Source organism: Microlunatus speluncae (genome assembly GCF_009299835.1).
Taxonomy (GTDB): Bacteria; Actinomycetota; Actinomycetes; order Propionibacteriales; family Propionibacteriaceae; genus Microlunatus; species Microlunatus speluncae.
The window spans coordinates 102,724-120,697 of the sequence record NZ_VKCZ01000009.1; the positions used below are offsets into that span (position 1 = coordinate 102,724).

The window sequence follows — 17,974 nt, forward strand, 5'->3', positions numbered from 1 at the left end:
TCACTGTTTGAAGACCCGATCGGCGGCCGCCTGCCAGTCCTTCAACGTGCCCGCGATGTCGGACGGGTCGTCGAGGAACTTGTTCAGCGCCGCGTCGGCGGTGAGTTGCAGGGCGTCGGAGGAATCCCGGTTGAAGAACTGGGTGATCTCCTCGGTCTCGTTCAACAGCTTGATCCCCTTCTGCACCAGCGGTGAGAAGCTCGAGGTGTCGACGTCGGGCGAGGTGGGCAGGTTGGACGACCCGGACAGCTCGATGTATTTCTGCTGGGCGGCCGGCGAGGCGAGGAAAGACATCAGCTTCTTGGCCTCCTCGACGTTGGGTGCCTTGGCTGCGGCCATGTAGCCGTCGGTCGGCGCCTCCTCGGCACTCGGGATCGCGGGGTCGATCGTCGGCACCGAGAAGAAGTCAAGATCATCGACCATGTCCTTCGGCATCGAGACGCTGACGAACGCGCCGACCAGATACATCGCCGACTTGTCCTGCACCATCGGCGTGACCGCCTCCTGCACGGAGTAGGACCGCATGTTCGGGTCGAAGTACGGGATCAGCTGCTTGTACTTCTCCAGCACCGCGGCCACCCGCTCGTCGGTGAATGGGAACTTCCCGGCCAGCAGGTCGCGGTGGAACGGAGCGCCGTTGACCCGGAGGTTGAGGTAGTCGAACCACCCCGACGACATCCACGGGGTGGACCCGATGCCGTTGGTCAGCGGATGTACGCCGCGACCCTTGAGGTCGTCGCAGAGCGCGATGAAGTCGTCCCAGACCTTCGGCGGCTCGGTGATCCCCCACTTCGCGAAGGCGGACTTCTTGTAGAAGATCGACCACCAGTAGTAGCTGGTCGGGACGAAGATCGGCTTGCCGCTCTCGTCGCTGCACAGGCTGCGCAGCGAGTCGGAGAAGTTGGCGCAGGCTCCGTCGCCGGTCCAGAGATCACTGAGATCGAGCAGCAATCCCTTGCTGGCATAGTCCCTGGCGACCGAGCCGGCCAGCCAGCCGATCACGTCCGGCGGTGTGGCCGAGGTCAGGTAGGTGGACAGCTGGGCCCGGAACTGCTCGGTGGCGACCGCGTTGACAGTCGGCGCCTGGCCGTCGAAGTCCTTGATCGTGGTCAGCAGCGCGTCCCGGGTCTTCGGCTCCGAGAACGAGATCTGCAGCGTCGCGGGACCGCTGGGCTGGCCTCCGCTACTGGCCGGCGGGGCGGAGGTGCCGGGACTGGAGCCGATGCATCCGGACAGCAGCGACGCGCCGCCGATCGCGGCGGCACCGCCCAAGAGGGAACGGCGGGTCAGCGCACCGAACGTGCCCTGAGCCTGTCGAAGGGAATCAGTCATCGAATCTCTCCTGTGAGTGATGGGCTGTGATCACCGTCGAGCCTGCGCTGCAGGTCGACGGCCTCGATGTGGTTCGGATCCTCGGCGAGGATCTCCACCAGGTCCCGCAGCGCTCCCGGCCGGCCCCCGTTGCCGGCGGCCAGCTGGGCACGAAGGAACCGCACCCGCCGTTTCTTGATCAACTCCGGGTCTTCGGTGAACAGCAACAGGGTCGGCAGCGAGGTGGCGAAGTAGTCGACCGTCGCCGGAGTCGCCTCGAGCTCGTCGCAGAAGCCCGACAGCGCGGCCGCGAGCTCGGCCGCGGCGCCGTGCTCGCCGAGCCGCCGCAGCGCGGTGATCGACGCGTCGGTCGCCTCGCTGTACGGGGTGGTGCTCATCGCCAGGAAGTCGCCGACCTGGCCCGCGGCATCGGTCCAGGCGGCCCGGGCGGCATCGTGATCACCGGTCGCCGCCAGCGCGTCACCGCGGGCCAACTGCAGCGCGGCCGAGTTGGCCAGCGGGTGCCGCTGCTCCCCCAGCGAGGCCGGCGGATCCAGCGCCCGGTCGAGCCAGGCGACGGCGTCGGCCGGCCGGTCGTCGGTCAGCGCCGCGTTCGCCTGGGCCAGGCAGGTCCGGTCCCAGGCCCGCAACGCCTGTCCCTCGCCGCCCTCCCAGGGCTGGAACTCGCGGGCCAGCAGCAGCTCGGTCGCGCGATCATGATCACCGAGGCTCAGCCGGAGATGGGCCAGCTCGACCACCGCGTCGTCGCGCTGCTGGATCAGCTCCAGCCGGTCGGCCAGCCGGGCCCACCGCTCGGCCGGCGGCACCCCGGCGCGCGAGGCCAGCTGATCTTGTTCGAAGCGCAGCCGCGCGTCGTCCGGGGCCGCGGCGACCGCGCGGTCGTAGCAGGCGATCGCCTGGTCCAGATCGTGGCCGTGGTTGTACGCGGCCAGGCCGAGGTTGCGCCAGCAGACCGGATCCGACGGGTCGAGCTCGACCGACCGCCACCAGGCGGCGACCGCGTCGTCGACCCGGCCCCGGGCATAGAGCCAGTGCCCGTGCAAGGCTGCCGCCCGGTGATCGTCGGGAGCTTCCGCACGCCGCTCGGCCAGCAGGTCGGCGTCGTCCAGCCGGCCCGGGAAGCAGTAGCGATCGCTGCCCTGCCGGGCGGCCCCGATCGCCTCGTCCGCCTCAACGGAGCGGCCGAGCCGGTGCAGCAGCCGGGCCCGGTGGTAGTCGATCAACGGGCCGGCCGCCGGTGCACCCAGCGGTGCCTGCCGGGCCGCCGCGGCGGCCCGTTCCAGCACCCGGAGTGCCGCCTCGAGCTCGCCGGCGGCGGCGTACTCGAGGGCGACGTCGAGGCAGGTCTGGGCGTCGCAGGTCAGTGGGCGTCCGGCCAGGTCGGCCGACCACCAGTGCAGCGGGTCGAGGCGTCGGGTCTCGGCCAGCAGCGCCTCGGCCGCGTCGGCCCGACCGGCGCGGCGGAGCATGATCACCAGCAGACTGCGCGCCTGCAGGTGCTCCGGTTCGGCGCGGAGCACATCGGTCAGCCGTTCCACGGCAGCCGGGATCCGACCGGCGGCGGCGTCCAGCCGGGCCGCCCGGTAACCCGCCGGACCCCGCCAGACCCGGTTCCAGGCGGCCTTGCTGAAGTTCGCGTGGGCGCCGTCGTGATCACCGCGCCGGTCCAGGAGGAGGCCGAGGTAGTAGTGCGCGGTGCTGTCGGCCGGGTTGGCGTTGCGCAGCGACAGCCGAGCCACCGCACGGCGGAGCAACGGCTCGGCCTCGGCGTAACGACCGGCGCGATAGCGGCGCGCGGCCAGCGCGGTGGTGGTCGGCGCATGATCGGGATCGCGGCGCAACGCCTCGGCCCAGTAGGGCTCCGGCGACCGGGTCGCGTGCCGGTACTGCTCCAGGTGGATGCCGATCAGGAACAGTTCCTCCACGCTGACCACGTCGGCCGGCGGTGGCGGCTCGGTCGCCGGGGCAGCCGGCTCGGCGGGCGCCGCCGGCCGCAGCGCGACCAGCTCGACACCATGATCACGCACGCTGACCTCGAGCTCGTGATCATCGCTGACCCGCACCTCGAACGGCCGCCCGGGCGCGAGGTCGGCGCGGTGCACGGTCGGTCGCCCGGCGGCGGAGATGATCACCTCGACCTCGGGTCGAGCCGAGGTCGCCGCGACCCCGACCGTGATTCCGGTGCTGTCCCGCCGGACGGCGATCGCGGCGTCGACGGTGGCTGCCTGGACCGGACCGATCCGCTGGATCGGAAACCAGGACTGGCTGAACACCTTGGTCTCACCGGGGGCGAGGAAGGAGAAGTCGGGTTGGTTGTCGGTGAAGACGCCGGCCATCAGCTCGATGTAGGCCGATCCGTCGTCGGTCAGGTTGCGGCACCAGGCCTGGCCGAACGGCGCATTGCCCCAGGTCCACATCTTCTTGCCGACCGCGGTCCGGTGATCGGCGACGTGCACGAAGCCGGCGTCGGCGGCGTGGTCGTAGCCACCGAAGAAGTCGCCCTCGCTGCCCAGGCACATGTACGAGGTCGGCACCGGGATGTTGCGGTACCAGTCGATCCGATCACCCGGCACGGCGTCGCTGCCGTTCGCCGAGCCGTCCCCTCCGGTCCCTGAGCCTGTCGAAGGGCGGCTGGGATAGTCGATGCCGTAATAGGGCCGATCCGCGGCGGGGAACGCGGTCACCGCGCGCCGAGCATGATCGGCGACCATCGAAACGTCGGGCGGGAAGAACGACTGCAGTTGATCATGGGCCTTGACCGCGACGTTGGCCCACCAGAGGAAGGTCTGCGGCTCTTCCGAGGAGTTGTAGAGCCGGACCTTGAGCTCGACCCGGGCCTGGCCCGGGTGCAGGCAGATGCCGTGCATCCCCTTCATCCGGGTGAACGGATCATGATCGGAGCACCACACGGTGACCGAGCCGTCGGGTGATCGTTCGATCGTGGCGTCGGTCGGCAGATAGGTCGCCGGCCGATGATGCTGCGGCCAGTTGAACTCGACCCCGCCGGCGATCCACGGCCCGGTCAGCCCGATCAGCGCCGGCTTGATCACCTCGTTGCGGTAGAAGAAGTCGTGCCCGGCGATCTTGTCGAAGCCGACGTGGATCCGGCCGCCCAGCTCCGGCAGGATCATCAGCCGGATCCACTCGTTCTCGAGATGAATCGCGTCCCAGTCCCGCGGCCGCTTCTCCGCCTCGATCCGCTCGAAGAACGGCAGCGGATAGACCCGGCCCGAGGAACCCTGATAGACCCGGCGGTCCAGGTAGGCCGGATAGCGGTCCGGCGGCAACGGCTCATAGGTGTCGATCCGCACCGGCTCGCGCCAGCCCGCCACCGGCGCATCGACCTGATCCGCCGGCCGGTCGGGCAGGGCGAATCGCGACGACTCTGCGGTGAGCATGGCGCGACGCTAGCCCCTGCCCAGGGTTGGCCGGAATGACCGATCCGGCGATCTGCCTGGACGATCCGACGATTCTGCCGGCCCGGAAACGAGGGACACGCCCTAGACTTGGCCGGCATGATCCGCGACGGCTTCCCGGGGCAACGGCTGCTGGTGCTGCCCCGGCCGCTGGTCCAGCGAGCACTGCGCCGCAACCCGACCTCGCGGCTGCTCGTCACCGACGCCGGACACTTCCCGCACGCCGCCAGCCATGGCCGGGTCCGGACCCGCGGTGCGCCGGAGGCGGTGGTGATCATCTGCATCGACGGCCGCGGCACCTGCACGATGGACGGCCGGACCTTCGACGTCCACGCCGGCTCAGCACTGATCATCCCGCCGCACGTGCCGCACGGCTACCATGCCGATGACGATCAGCCCTGGACGATCTGGTGGCTGCATGCCGCCGGCCGGGATGTGCCGTCGCTGCTCGAACCGATCCTGCCCGATCGGCTGGTGGAGATCAGTGATCTCTACCGGACCACCTCGACCATGAGCCATCTGGTCGACTGCGTCGGCCGGGACGAGACCGAGCCGAACCTGATCATGGCCGCCGGCCTCGCCTGGTCCCTGCTGGCCCAACTGGCCGCCGACAAGCTGGCCGGCTCCCGCGGCCAGACCGAGCCGGTCCGGGCGGCCCAAGATCATCTGCGGGAACACTTCGCCGATCCGGTCCGGGTCGCCGACCTGGCCCAGCTGGCCGGCCTCAGCCCCTCCCACTTCGCCGCCCTGTTTCGCCGGGCCACCGGCTCCGGAGTGATCGAATACGTGAAGCGACTCCGGATGGCCCGGGCCCGCGAGCTGCTGGTGACCACTACCGTCCCGGTCCGCGACATCGCCGACACGGTCGGCTACGACGACCCCTTCTACTTCTCCCGCCAGTTCCGCGGCGTCCACGGCTGCAGCCCGACCACGTACCGCCAGAACTTCTACCGCGAAGGCACCTGACCCGAAGATCGTTCCCTGAGCCTGTCGAAGCATGTCCTGAGCCCGTCGAAGGGGGCAGGCCGGCCCGCTCCCGGCTCTCTCTCGGGGGTTTCGGCCTGTCGGCCGGAAAGACGCGCCAAGGACGGGTGGGTTGGAGCGGTCGGACGGGAATCGCGGCCGGCCACCGGTTCGGTGCTGGGATCCGAGGCACTCAGCGAGTGGTCACTTTGGGCGCGAATCCTCGTCTGAACCTGCCCAAACCGTCCACTCGACGCAAGCCGGCGGCGATCTCGGTTGTGGATCGGCGCCGACTGCGCCGAGTGTGACCTTATCGACGCGGATTCGGCACTTTTGCGTCGCTAACGTCACTCTCGACGCAAAGGTCGGCCACGTACCGTGCCGACTCAACGCCGCAGCGAAACGCGAGCGGGCGGACCGGAGCCGACCAGCACCCGAACCCGCCCCCTCTTGGCGCCGAAGAAAGTCCCCGAAGGCTCAACTGGCAGCCATGATCGTTCCCTGAGCCTGTCGAAGGGCAAGCCCGGCCCGTGCGCCTCTCCGGGGCGTTTCGGTCTGTCGGCCGGAAAGGACGCGACAAGGGCGGAGGGGTCTGAGCGGTCGGACCGGAATCGCGGCCGACCACCGGTTCGGTGCTGGGATCAGAGGCACTCAGCGAGTGGTCACTTTGGGCGCGAATCCTCGTCTGAACCTGCCCAAACTGTCCACTCGATGCAAGCCGGCGGGCGATCTCGGCCACCGCCGTCGCCGGGCGCCCGGCTAGCGCGACCTGAGCTGGGCGGTCAGCGGGCAGGAGAAGGGGTCGGACTCGCCGAGGCCGACCTGGTTCAGATAGCGGATCACGATCTTGTGCGACTCGAGCAGGGAGGTCTCGGTGTACGGCAGGTCGTGCTCGGCGCAGTAGGCGCGGATCAGGGGGCGGGCCAGGCGCAGGTTGACGCTCGGCATGCTCGGGAACAGGTGGTGCTCGATCTGGTAGTTCAGACCGCCCATCAGCCAGTCGATCATCCGGCCACCGGAGATGTTGCGTGACATCAGCACCTGGCGACTGAGGAAGTCCAGCTTGGCGTCCTTCGGCACGATCGGCATCCCCTTGTGGTTCGGCGCGAACGCGCCGCCCATGCAGACCCCGAAGACGGCGACCTGGACCGCGAGGAAGGCGAGCCCGAGACCCGGACCGAGCGCGGCCAGGACCAAGATCGGGAAGCCGAGCAGGCGGATCGCGATCAAGATCAGCTCGGCCGGCCGGTGCTTGACCGGCCCGGGCCCGAGGACGGTGCCGACCGCGGCCCGGTGCAGGTCCAGGCCGGCCAACAACAGCAGGGCCGGGAACAGCCAGCCCTGCCGTCGGGCGAACCAGCCGGCGACACCGGTCCGCTGCCGGGCGTCCTCGGCCGTGAAGACGAGTGCTCCGGGGGCGATGTCGTCGTCGGCGCCGATCTTGTTCGGGTTGCCGTGATGGCGACTGTGCTTGCGCATCCACCAGCCGTGGCTGGGCCCGACGATCAGGTTGCCGATGATCAAGGACGACCACTCGTTGCGCCGGCCGGAGACGAAGATCTGCCGGTGCGCCGCGTCGTGGGCCAGGAAGGCGACCTGGGTGAACAGGACGCCGAAGCCGGCGGCGACGAGCAGCTGCGCGGGCGAGCCGCCGAGTGTGAACAGCAGCACGAAACCGGTCACCAGGCCCAGCCCGAGCAGCAGGCACCGGCCGGCATACCAGGCATACCGACGGTCCAACAGCCCGGCTTCCTTGATCATCCGCGACAGCGCGGAATAGCCGCTGACGTGGCGTTGGGCGACGGTGGCCGGACCCGGCTCGGGATCGAGCAGCAGTGACATGCGGGAAACCTATGCGCGGGTCGCGCCGTAGACGTCACTCCACGGAGCGGTTCAGTTGGCCCTACCCCAGTAGGGTGCGGAGGTGGCATTGTTCGGCGGATCCGGTCGGATCCAGACGTTACGGCGATCGTTCGCCCGCTGGATCGGGCGACCCGGGACCCATCAACTACACGGGTACGGGGAGCCGGTCGAGCAGGCGGGAACCCTCGAGGACGAGCTGACCGGGCTCGACGACGAGGCCCTGCTGCAGCGCTGTGCCCGGATCCGCGACGAGCAGAAGGTCGCCGGCCCGAGCGAGTTGGCCGCCCTCGGCCGGGAAGCCGCCCGCCGGGCTCTCGGCGAGCGCGCCTACGACGTCCAGCTGCAGGGCGTGGCCGCACTGCTCGCCCCACTCGGCGGCAAGCCCGGGATCGTGGTCGAGCTGGCCACCGGCGAGGGCAAGACGCTGGTCGGCGCCATCGCCGCCGCCGGTTATGTGCTCAGCGGGCAACGGGTCCAGGTGCTCTCGGTGAACGACTACCTGGCTCGCCGGGACGCGGCCTGGATGGGCCCGGTGCTGACCCGGCTCGGCGTCACGGTCGGTTGGGTCGAGCAGGGCTCGACCCCGGACGAACGCCGGGCCGCCTATGCGGCCGACGTCTGCTACGTCTCGGTCACCGAGGCCGGGTTCGATCTGCTCCGGGACCGGATGCGGACCGCCGACGGCGACCGGGTGCAGACCGCGCCCGAGGTCGCGATCATCGACGAGGCCGACTCGGTGCTGATCGACGAGGCCCGGGTGCCACTCGTACTGGCCGGCGAGGCCGGCGCCGGAGATGATCTTGCCGCCGCGGCCGAACTGGTCGCAGCGCTCCGGCCCAACGAGGACTACGAGGCGGACCGCGACGGTCGTACGGTCAGCCTCACCGATCCTGGCATCCATCGGGTGGAGCAGCTCTCCGGCGTGCCGGACCTGTTCACCGACGGCGAGTTGCTGACCCGGGTCAACGTCGCGCTCTACGCCCGGGCGCTGGTGCGCCGCGACGTGGACTACCTGGTGGTCGACGACACGGTGCGGTTGATCGATCCCGACCGCGGCCGGGTCGCCCGACTGCGCCGCTGGCCGGACGGGCTGCACGCGGCGGTCGAGGCCAAGGAGGGCGTACGGCAGAGCGAACGCGGCGTCGTCCTGGACCAGGTCACGGTGCACGAGTTGATCAAGCGCTACCCGGTGATCACCGGGATGACCGGGACCGCGGTGTCGGCGGCCGAGCAGCTGCGCGAGTTCTATCAGCTGGAGACCGGGTCGCTGCCGACCCACCGACCCGGGATCCGGATCGACGACGCCGACCAGGGCTACGACGACCTGGCCGCCAAGGAAGCCGCGATCGTCGACCGGGTGATCACCGAGCACGAGGCCGGCCGCCCGGTGCTGCTCGGCACGTCGGACGTCGCCGAGTCGGAGCGGATCGCGGACCGGCTCCGTGATCATGAGATCGACGCCGCCGTGCTCAACGCCCGCGACGACGCCCGGGAGGCCGAGATCATCGCCGGTGCCGGTGCCTACGGAGCGGTGACCGTGTCCACCCAGATGGCCGGTCGTGGCACCGACATCCGCCTCGGCGGAGCGGACGAGACCGACCGCGACCGGGTGGCCGAGCTGGGCGGCCTGCTGGTGATCGGCACCGGCCGTTACCCGAGCCGGCGCCTCGATGATCAACTCCGCGGACGGGCCGGTCGGCAGGGCGACCCGGGGCAGAGCGTCTTCTTCGTCTCCGACACCGATCCGCTGATCGTCCGCGGCGGCGACGGACTCACCGCCGGCGACGTCGAGCATGCCCAGCGGGTCGCCGAGGGCGAGGCAGCGGAGCTGCGCCGGATCACCTGGCAGTACAGCCAGCAACTGCAGGCCCAACGGCAGCAGGTGCTCGACTACCGGGAACGGTTACTGACCACCGACCTAGCCGTCGAGCAGTTGGCCGAGGCCGGCGCCGAGCGCTGGGCCGAACTGCCCGAAACGATCACCGTCGAGGTCCGGGCCGAGGCCGCGCGGCAGCTGCTGCTGGCCTGCCTGGACCGCCGCTGGAGTGATCATCTCGCCCTGTCCGAGCACGTCCGGGAGGGCATCCACTTCCGCAGCATCGGCCGCGAGAATCCCTTGTACGCCTACAACCGGGAGCTCGCCGACGCCTACCGCGGCTTCGCCGACGGGGTGCTCGACGACGCCGTCGAGGCCCTGGCCGACGCCGTGATCACCGAGGACGGGATCGAGCTCGGCGCCGCCGCCGGCCGGCCGAGCGCCACCTGGACGTACCTGGTCAGCGACAACCCGTTCGGAACCCCCGAAGATCAACTCCTGGCCGCCGTCGGCCGGACCCTGAAACGGGTGGTCAACCCCGCCGGCTAAGCGGACCAGGGCGCAGTGCTCTCCCGTTCGACCAGCCGGACCGCCAGGTCCATCTTGCGCACGGCCGGCTGCTCGCCACGGGCCATCGCCAGCACCAGCCGGGTGGCCTGACCGGCCATCTCGACCAGGGGCTGCGCGACGGTGGTCAGTTGCGGCCAGATCCAGGAGGCCAGCGGTAGATCGTCGTAGCCGACCACCGACAGATCGGCCGGCACGTCCCAGCCGAGCTCGCGAGCCGCCCGGAGGACTCCGAGGGCCTGCATGTCGCTGCCCGCGAAGATCGCCGTCGGCCGATCCCGCAACGCCAACAGGTCCCGGGCACAGCGAAAGCCGCCCTCGACGCTGAAGTCGCCGACCCGGATCAACTCCGGCGCCTCGGGCAGGCCGGCCCGGCGCAAGGCGTCGACGTAGCCGTCCATCCGGGCTCGGGCGCAGAGCGTGTCGGTCGGGCCACTGATCGCGCCGATCCGGCGGTGCCCCAGCTCGATCAGATGCCGGGTCGCCGCCCGACCACCGCTCCAGTTGTTGGAGCCGACCGAGGCCACGGACTCGTCCTCCTCGCCGATCGGATCGACCACCACATAAGGGATCTGGCGTGAATCCAGCTGAGCCCGCTGGTCGGCGGCGAGGTCGGAGAACACCATGATCACGCCGGCCGGGCGGCGGATCAGCACCGAGTTGATCCACTCCTGCCGCGGCCGCCGGCTGGCACCGCACTCGGAGAGCACCACCTCGACGTTCGCGTCCCGCGCCGCCTCCTCCACCCCGCGGATCACCTCGACCGCCCACGGATTGCCAAGATCATGAAAGACCAGATCGATCATCCGCACCGAACTCGGAGCCGCGGTGCGGCGGCGTTGGTAGCCGGATTCGCGGAGCTGGGCCTCCACCAACTCCCGGGTGGCCGGCGACACGTCACCGCGTCCGTTGAGCACCTTCGACACCGTCGGGACCGAGACGCCGGCCTGGTCCGCGATCGCGGCGATGGTGACCCGGGGACGTTTGCTCGCCATGATCCTCCTCGACTCCCGATGGGCGCGTCGTTGCGGACGCCCCTCGAGATCGTACCGATACTTTCGGACGTTCCACGGACCAGGAGGTCGGGAACAGCGAAACTTTCTACCTTTGCAACGGTTCTCGATCATTCCGTCGTTCACCGTTTTGTGATCTGAACAAGGCTTCATCGCTCATCAAACGCCTTGACACCCCTCGGACTGACTTCTACGCTCAGTGAAACTATCGACACTTTGTCGAAACTTTCGTTGATCTCAAAGAGGAGACCCATGTCAAACGCGTTCGGGCGGGGGCCCCTGCGAGCCAGCCGCCGACAGGTCCTCGGATTCTCCGTCGCGGCGGCCAGCCTGGTCGTCGCGGCCGGCTGCAGTGCCGAAGGCGACGGCGGCGGGAGCGATCCCGGGGCGGAGGAACTCGCGACCAAGTCGAAGGGTGCGATGGAAGGCTTCACGGCCGACACCCCGTTCAAGGCGACCGAGCCCTTCACCCTGTCGGTGTTGTGGACCGACTGGCCCGACCTTCCGGTCAAGGACTCCTGGACGTTCTTCAAGGAGGTCGAGAAGCGCACCGGAGTCACGCTGGAGACCACCCACATCCCGTTCAGCGACGCGACCGAGAAGCGCAACCTGCTGATCAGCGCCGGTGACGCCCCCAGCGTCATTCCGCTGGTCTACACGGGCGACGAGAAGTCCTTCGTGTCCTCCGGCGCCATCCTGCCGATGAGCGACTACGTCAAGCACATGCCCAATTTCAACAAGTACGTCCAGGAGTGGGATCTGGCGGAGATGATCACCAGGCTCAAGCAGTCCGACGGCAAGTCCTACATGGTGCCCGGGTTGCAGGAGGTGTCGGTCCCCGTCTTCACCGTGATCATCCGGAAGGACGCCTTCGACGAGGTCGGCGCCGGTGTCCCCCAGACCTGGGACGAGATGCGGTCGGCGCTGCTGAAGATCAAGGCGAAGTATCCGGAGTCCAAGCCGCTGGCCGACGGATTCGAGGGGCAGTCGCTGCTCAACTTCGCCTCCCATGCCTGGGGCGCCCGCGCCGGCTGGGGTTTCGGTGACGGGATGGTCGACGACGGCGCGCGCGGCCTCAAGTACACGGCGGTATCGCCCGAATACAAGCAGATGGTGGAGTACTTCCGCGGCCTGGTGGCGGATGGTCTGGTCGACACCGAGTCGATGACCGCGTCGAACGACGGCGGCGGTGGCGGCAGCGTGGCGGAGAAGTTCGCGAACCAACGGGTCTTCGCCGCCTCCGGCTCGGCCGGGACGGCGATCGAGTTCGCGCAGGCCCTGGAAGAGACGGTGGGCAAGGGCAAGTTCGAGGTGCTGCAGATCGCACCGCCCGGCGGGCCTGCCGGCCAGGTCATCGAACCGCGGAACTTCTGGAACGGCTTCATGCTGAACTCCGAACTGAAGGACTCGGAGAATTTCCTGGCCACGCTCCAGTTCCTCGACTGGCTCTACTACAACCCGGAGGCCCGGGAACTGATCCGCTGGGGAGTCGAGGGCGAGACCTACACCAAGGGCGGCGACGGCAAGATCGCGCTCAACCCGGAGTACTCACTCGACGCCTACAACCTCAACCCCAAGGGCAAGACCGACCTGCAGAAGGATCTCGGCTGGTCGAACTCGGTGTTCGCCGATTCCACCGAGTCGAGGTCACTGAAGGAGTCGTACAACGCGCCCGAGTTCGTCAGCTACATCGACTCCGTGCTGTCCACCCGCAAGCCCCGGGAGCCGTACCCGCCGGCGCCGTTGAACGAGACCGAGCTGGAACAGGCCTCCCTGATCGCGACCCCGCTGAAGGACACGGTCGACACCAACACCCTGAAGTTCATCCTCGGTGATCGTGACATCGCCGAATGGGACGCCTACGTCACGGAGTTGGAAGGCCAGGGCCTGCAGAGCTATCTCGATCTCCTCGGCGGTGCGCGCAAGCGCTTCGTCGACGAGAACTCCTGACGCGGCGCGACGATTCGGGGAGGTGATCAATGGCGACGACACGAGCCGAGACCGCACCGTTGCGCGACGCCGACGAGCAGCCCGGGAACGGCGCGGAGATCCTGGTCGGGCAGCGGCCGCCCAGGCCCAAGAGGAGAACCTGGCGACAGAGCCTTCGCCGCGATTGGCAGCTCTACTGCCTGGCCCTGCTGCCGCTGATCTTCTTCGCGATCTTCAAGTACGGTCCGATGATCGGCAACGTGATCGCCTTCCGGCGGTTCCGTCCCGGCGGCAGCATCTTCGGTGATCAGTGGGTCGGGTTCCGCTACATCGAGATGTTCATCGGGGATCCCTCCTTCTGGAAGGTCTTCGCCAACACCGCGATCCTCGGCGGCACCACCCTGCTGATCGGCTTCCCGTTGCCGATCATTCTCGCGCTGCTGCTGAACGAGGTCCGGAAGAAGGCGTTCAAGCGGGTGGTCCAGTCGATCACCTATCTGCCGCACTTCCTGTCCATCGTGATCGTCGCCGGCATGGTCATGCAGCTGCTGTCGCTGCAGGGCACGGTCAACCAGATCATCGACGCGTTCGGCGGTGATCAGGTCGCCTTCATCCAGAAACCCGAGTGGTTCCGGACCATCTATGTCGGGTCGGAGGTGTGGCAGACCCTCGGCTGGGGCACCATCCTCTATCTGGCCGCGCTGACCTCGATCGACGATTCACTGTACGAGGCGGCGAAGATCGACGGGGCCGGCCGGCTGCGGCAGACGTGGCACGTGACGCTGCCCGGGCTGAGGCCGGTGATGATCACCTTGCTGATCTTGAACATCGGCGCCTTCCTCAACGTCGGGTTCGAGAAGGTGCTGCTGTTGTACAACCCGTTGACGTATTCGACGGCCGACGTCATCTCGACCTACCTCTACCGGGTGGGGCTGATGTCGAACAATCTCAGCTACGCGGCCGCCATCGGCCTGTTCCAAGCGCTGATCGGCCTCGTCATGGTCCTGTCCGCGAATCTCATCGCCCGTCGAGTCGTGGGGACGAGCCTGTGGTGATCAACGAGAAGCTCCGCCCCGCCGGCGTGCGGGACAGCGGCAGCTACCGCGCGTTCACGGTGCTGAACACCATCCTGCTGATCTTGCTCTGCGTGGTCATGCTGTATCCGTTCGTCACCGTGCTCGCCCAGTCGTTCAGCTCGGCCGGCGCGATCAAGGCCGGACAGGTGAGCTTCTGGCCGGTCGGCTTCAACGTCGACACCTACATCGCCGTGATGTCGAACGGCACGTTCTGGCGCAACTACGCGAACACGGTCCTCTACACGGCCGTCGGGACCGCGATCGCCATGACCCTGACGACGACGTACGCGTACGTGCTGTCGAAACAGCACCTCAAGGGCCGCGGGGTGCTGATCGGCATCGCCGTCTTCACGATGTTCTTCAACGGCGGACTGGTGCCCAACTACGTGTTGATCTCCGCGCTCGGGATGAAGAACACGATGTGGGCGATCGTGCTCCCCGGCGCGATCTCCGTGTTCAACCTGCTGGTGATGAAGGCGTTCTTCGAGAATCTGCCGAAGGATCTCGAGGAGGCCGCGCAGATCGACGGACTCGGCTGGTTCGGGATCTTCCTGCGGATCGTGCTGCCCTTGTCGAAGGCGGTCCTCGCGACGATGATCTTGTTCTATTCGGTGGCCTTCTGGAACGACTGGTTCGCCGCGTTCCTCTATCTCGACAAGCAGGAACTCTTCCCGGTGACGTTGTTTCTCCGGAACCTGATCGCCGGCGCCTCGACGACGGCATCGGAGGGTGCCGCGGCCGCCGGCACCACCACCGCGATGGTGTCGTCGAACATCCAGGCGGTGACGATGATCCTCACGATCATCCCGATCTTGTGCATCTATCCCTTTGTCCAGCGCTACTTCGTTTCGGGCGTGATGCTCGGATCGATCAAGGGGTGACGCGCGGCCGTCCGGCCGCTGTCGTACCTCCACGACGGAAGGAACCGAACCACCATGCCCGCAGACGTCGAGACCGCCACCGACCCGACCGGCGCGCCCTGGCATGATCACGGGCTCAGTGTCCGCGATCGCGCCGCCGCCCTGGTGGCGGAGATGACGGTGGCGGAGAAGGCCGGCCAGCTGGTCGGGCTGTGGGTCGGCGCCGACGCCTCCGGCGGCGACGTCGCGCCGCACCAGGGAGACCTGACCAAGGACGTGCCCCCGTTCGACGAGGTGATCATCGACGGCCTGGGTCAGCTGACCCGGCCGTTCGGCACCCAGCCCGTCGACCCGCGGCTCGGGGCCCGTTCGCTGGCCCGAGCGCAACGGCAGGTGATGGCGGCGAACCGCTTCGGCATTCCCGCCCAGGTGCACGAGGAGTGCCTGGCCGGCTTCGCCGCCTGGGGCGCGACGGCGTACCCGGTGCCGCTGTCCTGGGGTGCGAGCTTCGACCCGGCTCTGGTCCGGGAGATGGCCGCCGAGATCGGCAGCACGATGCGGTCGGTCGGCGTCCATCAGGGCCTGGCGCCGGTCCTCGACGTCGTCCGCGACTACCGCTGGGGCCGGGTCGAGGAGACCATCGGCGAGGATCCGTACCTCGTGGGCACCATCGGCGCCGCCTATGTGGGCGGCCTCGAAAGCGCCGGCATCGTCTCGACGCTCAAGCACTTCGCCGGCTACTCCGGCTCCCGGGCGGGGCGCAACCACGGGCCGGTCTCCGCCGGGCCGCGCGAACTGGCGGAGGTGTTCCTACCGCCGTTCGAGCTGGCGCTTCGGCTCGGCGGCGCCCGATCGGTGATGAACTCCTACGCCGAGGTCGACGGCATGCCGGCCGCCGGAGACCGGCGGCTGCTGACCGACCTGCTCCGGGACGCCTGGGGTTTCGACGGCGTCGTCGTCGCCGACTATTTCGCCGTCCGGTTCCTGCAGTCGCTGCACCGGGTGGCCGGTTCCGACGCCGAGGCCGCCGGCCGGGCGCTGTGGGCCGGCATCGACGTCGAACTGCCGACGATCGCGGCGTACGGCGAGCCGTTGATCACCGCCGTCACCTCCGGGGCGGTGGACGAGGCACTGCTCGACCGGGCGCTCCAGCGGGTGCTCGAGCAGAAGATCGCGCTCGGCCTGATCGAGCCGGATTTCGACCCCACGCCGAGCGACGAGGTCGACCTGGACAGCGCGTGGGGGCGCGAGGTCGCGCTCCGGCTGGCCCGCGAGTCCGTGGTGCTGCTCGCCAACGACGACATCCTGCCGTTGGCGCCGGATCGCCGGATCGCGCTGATCGGGCCCCTCGCCGACGATCCGTACGCGATGCTCGGCTGCTACTCGTTCCCGTCCCATGTCGGGGTGAAGCACCCGGATTCGGGGCTGGGCATCGAGATTCCGACGGTGCGCGCCGAGCTCACCACCCGACGGCTGGTGATCGGCCACGCCGCCGGCTGCGACGTCATGGCCGCCGGCCGGGACGGATTCGCCGCGGCCGTCGACCTGGCCCAGCGGGCCGACGTGGCGGTCGTCGTCGTCGGTGACCGGGCGGCGATGTTCGGTCGCGGCACCTCCGGTGAAGGCAGCGATGCCGCCGACCTGCGGCTGCCGGGTGATCAACACGCGCTGGTGGAGGCCGTCCTGGCGACGGGAATCCCGGTCGTCCTCGTCCTGCTGACCGGCCGGCCGTACGCGCTCGGCGGGCTCGCCGAGCGGTGTGCCGCGGTGGTCCAGGCGTTCTTTCCCGGGCAGCGCGGCGGGCAGGCGGTGGCCGAGGTGATCACCGGGGAGGTCAATCCGAGCGGGCATCTGCCGGTGGGCATCCCCCGCGATCCCGGCGCCCAGCCGGCGACCTATCTGGCGCCGCCGCTCGGCCTGCGCAACGACGTCTCCAACCTCGACCCGACCCCGTTGTATCCGTTCGGGCACGGCCTCTCCTACGGCTCGGTCAGCTGGCACCCGGTCACCGAGCCGGCCGGGCCCTGGCCGATCGACGGGGCTACGTCGATCGCGGTCACGCTGGAAAACACCGGCGACCGGCGGATCGACGACGTGGTCCAGGTCTATCTCCATCACCCGGTCGCGCCGGTCACGCGGCCGGACCAACGGCTCGTCGCCTACCAGCGGGTGTCGCTGGCTCCCGGAGAGCTGGTCCGGGTCGGATTCGACCTGCACGCGGACCTCACCTCGTTCATCGGGATCGACGGCGAGCGGGTCGTCGAGCCGGGCCCCGTCGAGTTGCGGATCGCCCGGTCCAGCGCCGATGTCCATGCCGTCGTACGCCGCGAGTTGGTCGGGGCCGCGCGGCGGACCGGCGTCGACCGGGAACTGGTGGCGATCGGTTCCGTCGCCGGTTCCGTCGCCGGCGCCGGACCCGCCGAGAGCCGGGCGGGATGACCAGGCCCGGTCAGGCCGACGAGATCGGCCGCGGTGTCCTCGCCCGGGCCAGTGCCGTCGTCTACCGCTATCTCGTCCTCGGTGCCTTCCTCGGCCTGTTCGGCGCGCCGACCCTGATCGCCTGGACGCTACTGGTCCCGGACGGGTCGAACGCCGGGCTCTTCGTGGCGGCCCTCGCCCCGGTGGCGCCGGCGCTGTCGGCGGCCCTGTATGCGCAGCGATCCTGGTCCCGCGATCCCGACCTGAGTCCCGGCCGGGCCCTCTGGCGGGGGCTGCGGTCGAATCTGGTCGACACCGCGAAGTGGTGGCTGCCGGTCCTGGTGCTGGCCGGCGTGCTGACGTTCAACGTCTTCTTCGCCAGCACCGTGCCGGGCGGCGACATCCTCCGACCGGTCTGTCTGGTGCTGCTCGCGGTGTTGACCGTCTGGGCCGGGCACCTGCTCGTCGCCACCTCCTACTTCTCCTTCCGGACCAGGGATGCGCTGCGGGTGGCGGCGGCCGAGTTCTTCCTCGGCTGGCGATCGACCCTCGGCCTCGTGGCCCTGCTGATCGTCGCGATCGGCGCCGTGGTGCTGATCTCCGAGGCGGCCCTGCTGCTGACCGGCTGGGCCTTCGCCGGGCTGCTGCGGCTGATCATGCGGCCGGTCGAGGCCGACATCATCCGGCGATTCGTCGACCCGGCATCGGATCCCGCCTGATC

Annotated in this window: 11 protein-coding genes; 7 read left to right on the top strand and 4 right to left on the bottom strand. The window is 69.3% G+C overall.

Annotated elements, in window-relative coordinates:
• On the bottom strand, nucleotides 1–1,332 hold the full coding sequence (locus tag FNH24_RS13350; RefSeq protein WP_152362682.1) for an ABC transporter substrate-binding protein: 1,332 nt from the start codon (nucleotides 1,330–1,332) through the stop codon (nucleotides 1–3).
• On the bottom strand, nucleotides 1,329–4,730 hold the full coding sequence (locus tag FNH24_RS13355) for a DUF5107 domain-containing protein (RefSeq protein ID WP_152362683.1): 3,402 nt from the start codon (nucleotides 4,728–4,730) through the stop codon (nucleotides 1,329–1,331). Before FNH24_RS13355 ends, FNH24_RS13350 begins: the two co-directional genes overlap by 4 nt.
• A gap of 117 nt (nucleotides 4,731–4,847) precedes the next feature.
• Here FNH24_RS13355 and FNH24_RS13360 point away from each other — a divergent pair, with 117 nt between their 5' ends.
• Nucleotides 4,848–5,714, top strand: coding sequence for an AraC family transcriptional regulator (locus FNH24_RS13360; protein WP_152362684.1), 867 nt, complete (start codon nucleotides 4,848–4,850; stop codon nucleotides 5,712–5,714).
• 756 nt (nucleotides 5,715–6,470) lie between these two features.
• Here FNH24_RS13360 and FNH24_RS13365 read toward each other — a convergent pair.
• Complete coding sequence (locus FNH24_RS13365) at nucleotides 6,471–7,553, bottom strand: fatty acid desaturase family protein (protein WP_152362685.1); 1,083 nt, start codon at nucleotides 7,551–7,553, stop codon at nucleotides 6,471–6,473.
• Nucleotides 7,554–7,635: 82 nt separating this feature from the next.
• Between FNH24_RS13365 and secA2 the strand changes: the two genes are divergently transcribed.
• A complete protein-coding gene (gene secA2 / locus FNH24_RS13370; RefSeq protein ID WP_217428205.1) occupies nucleotides 7,636–9,939 on the top strand; it encodes an accessory Sec system translocase SecA2 in 2,304 nt (767 codons plus the stop codon).
• Here secA2 and FNH24_RS13375 read toward each other — a convergent pair.
• On the bottom strand, nucleotides 9,936–10,952 hold the full coding sequence (locus FNH24_RS13375) for a LacI family DNA-binding transcriptional regulator (protein WP_152362686.1): 1,017 nt from the start codon (nucleotides 10,950–10,952) through the stop codon (nucleotides 9,936–9,938). The two genes, secA2 and FNH24_RS13375, sit on opposite strands and share 4 nt — an antisense overlap.
• 270 nt (nucleotides 10,953–11,222) lie before the next feature.
• Between FNH24_RS13375 and FNH24_RS13380 the strand changes: the two genes are divergently transcribed.
• The 5 genes from FNH24_RS13380 to FNH24_RS13400 are packed head-to-tail and all read left to right on the top strand — an operon-like array spanning nucleotide 11,223 to nucleotide 17,972.
• Complete coding sequence (locus FNH24_RS13380) at nucleotides 11,223–12,920, top strand: ABC transporter substrate-binding protein (protein WP_152362687.1); 1,698 nt, start codon at nucleotides 11,223–11,225, stop codon at nucleotides 12,918–12,920.
• A 29-nt stretch (nucleotides 12,921–12,949) separates the two neighbouring features.
• Nucleotides 12,950–13,954 (top strand): ABC transporter permease, encoded by a 1,005-nt coding sequence (locus FNH24_RS13385; protein WP_152362688.1) that lies wholly within the window; start codon nucleotides 12,950–12,952, stop codon nucleotides 13,952–13,954.
• The gene (locus FNH24_RS13390; RefSeq protein WP_217428206.1) at nucleotides 13,951–14,856 is read left to right on the top strand and encodes a carbohydrate ABC transporter permease; all 906 of its coding nucleotides are present in this window, start codon (nucleotides 13,951–13,953) and stop codon (nucleotides 14,854–14,856) included. Before FNH24_RS13385 ends, FNH24_RS13390 begins: the two co-directional genes overlap by 4 nt.
• A 54-nt stretch (nucleotides 14,857–14,910) precedes the next feature.
• Nucleotides 14,911–17,274 carry a beta-xylosidase/alpha-l-arabinosidase gene (locus FNH24_RS13395; RefSeq protein ID WP_152362690.1) on the top strand — a complete coding sequence of 788 codons (2,364 nt, stop codon included), beginning with the start codon at nucleotides 14,911–14,913 and terminating at the stop codon, nucleotides 17,272–17,274.
• Nucleotides 17,271–17,972 (top strand): DUF624 domain-containing protein, encoded by a 702-nt coding sequence (locus tag FNH24_RS13400; protein WP_152362691.1) that lies wholly within the window; start codon nucleotides 17,271–17,273, stop codon nucleotides 17,970–17,972. The genes FNH24_RS13395 and FNH24_RS13400 overlap by 4 nt, the downstream gene beginning before the upstream one ends.
• The last annotated feature ends 2 nt before the right edge of the window (nucleotides 17,973–17,974 follow it).

Excerpts from the sequence above, each read along its gene's own strand:
- FNH24_RS13350 (WP_152362682.1), bottom strand. The coding sequence starts at position 1,332 with ATGACTGATTCCCTTCGACAGGCTCAGGGCACGTTCGGTGCGCTGACC.
- FNH24_RS13355 (WP_152362683.1), bottom strand. The coding sequence starts at position 4,730 with ATGCTCACCGCAGAGTCGTCGCGATTCGCCCTGCCCGACCGGCCGGCG.
- FNH24_RS13360 (WP_152362684.1), top strand. The coding sequence starts at position 4,848 with ATGATCCGCGACGGCTTCCCGGGGCAACGGCTGCTGGTGCTGCCCCGG.
- FNH24_RS13365 (WP_152362685.1), bottom strand. The coding sequence starts at position 7,553 with ATGTCACTGCTGCTCGATCCCGAGCCGGGTCCGGCCACCGTCGCCCAA.
- FNH24_RS13375 (WP_152362686.1), bottom strand. The coding sequence starts at position 10,952 with ATGGCGAGCAAACGTCCCCGGGTCACCATCGCCGCGATCGCGGACCAG.
- FNH24_RS13380 (WP_152362687.1), top strand. The coding sequence starts at position 11,223 with ATGTCAAACGCGTTCGGGCGGGGGCCCCTGCGAGCCAGCCGCCGACAG.
- FNH24_RS13385 (WP_152362688.1), top strand. The coding sequence starts at position 12,950 with ATGGCGACGACACGAGCCGAGACCGCACCGTTGCGCGACGCCGACGAG.
- FNH24_RS13395 (WP_152362690.1), top strand. The coding sequence starts at position 14,911 with ATGCCCGCAGACGTCGAGACCGCCACCGACCCGACCGGCGCGCCCTGG.
- FNH24_RS13400 (WP_152362691.1), top strand. The coding sequence starts at position 17,271 with ATGACCAGGCCCGGTCAGGCCGACGAGATCGGCCGCGGTGTCCTCGCC.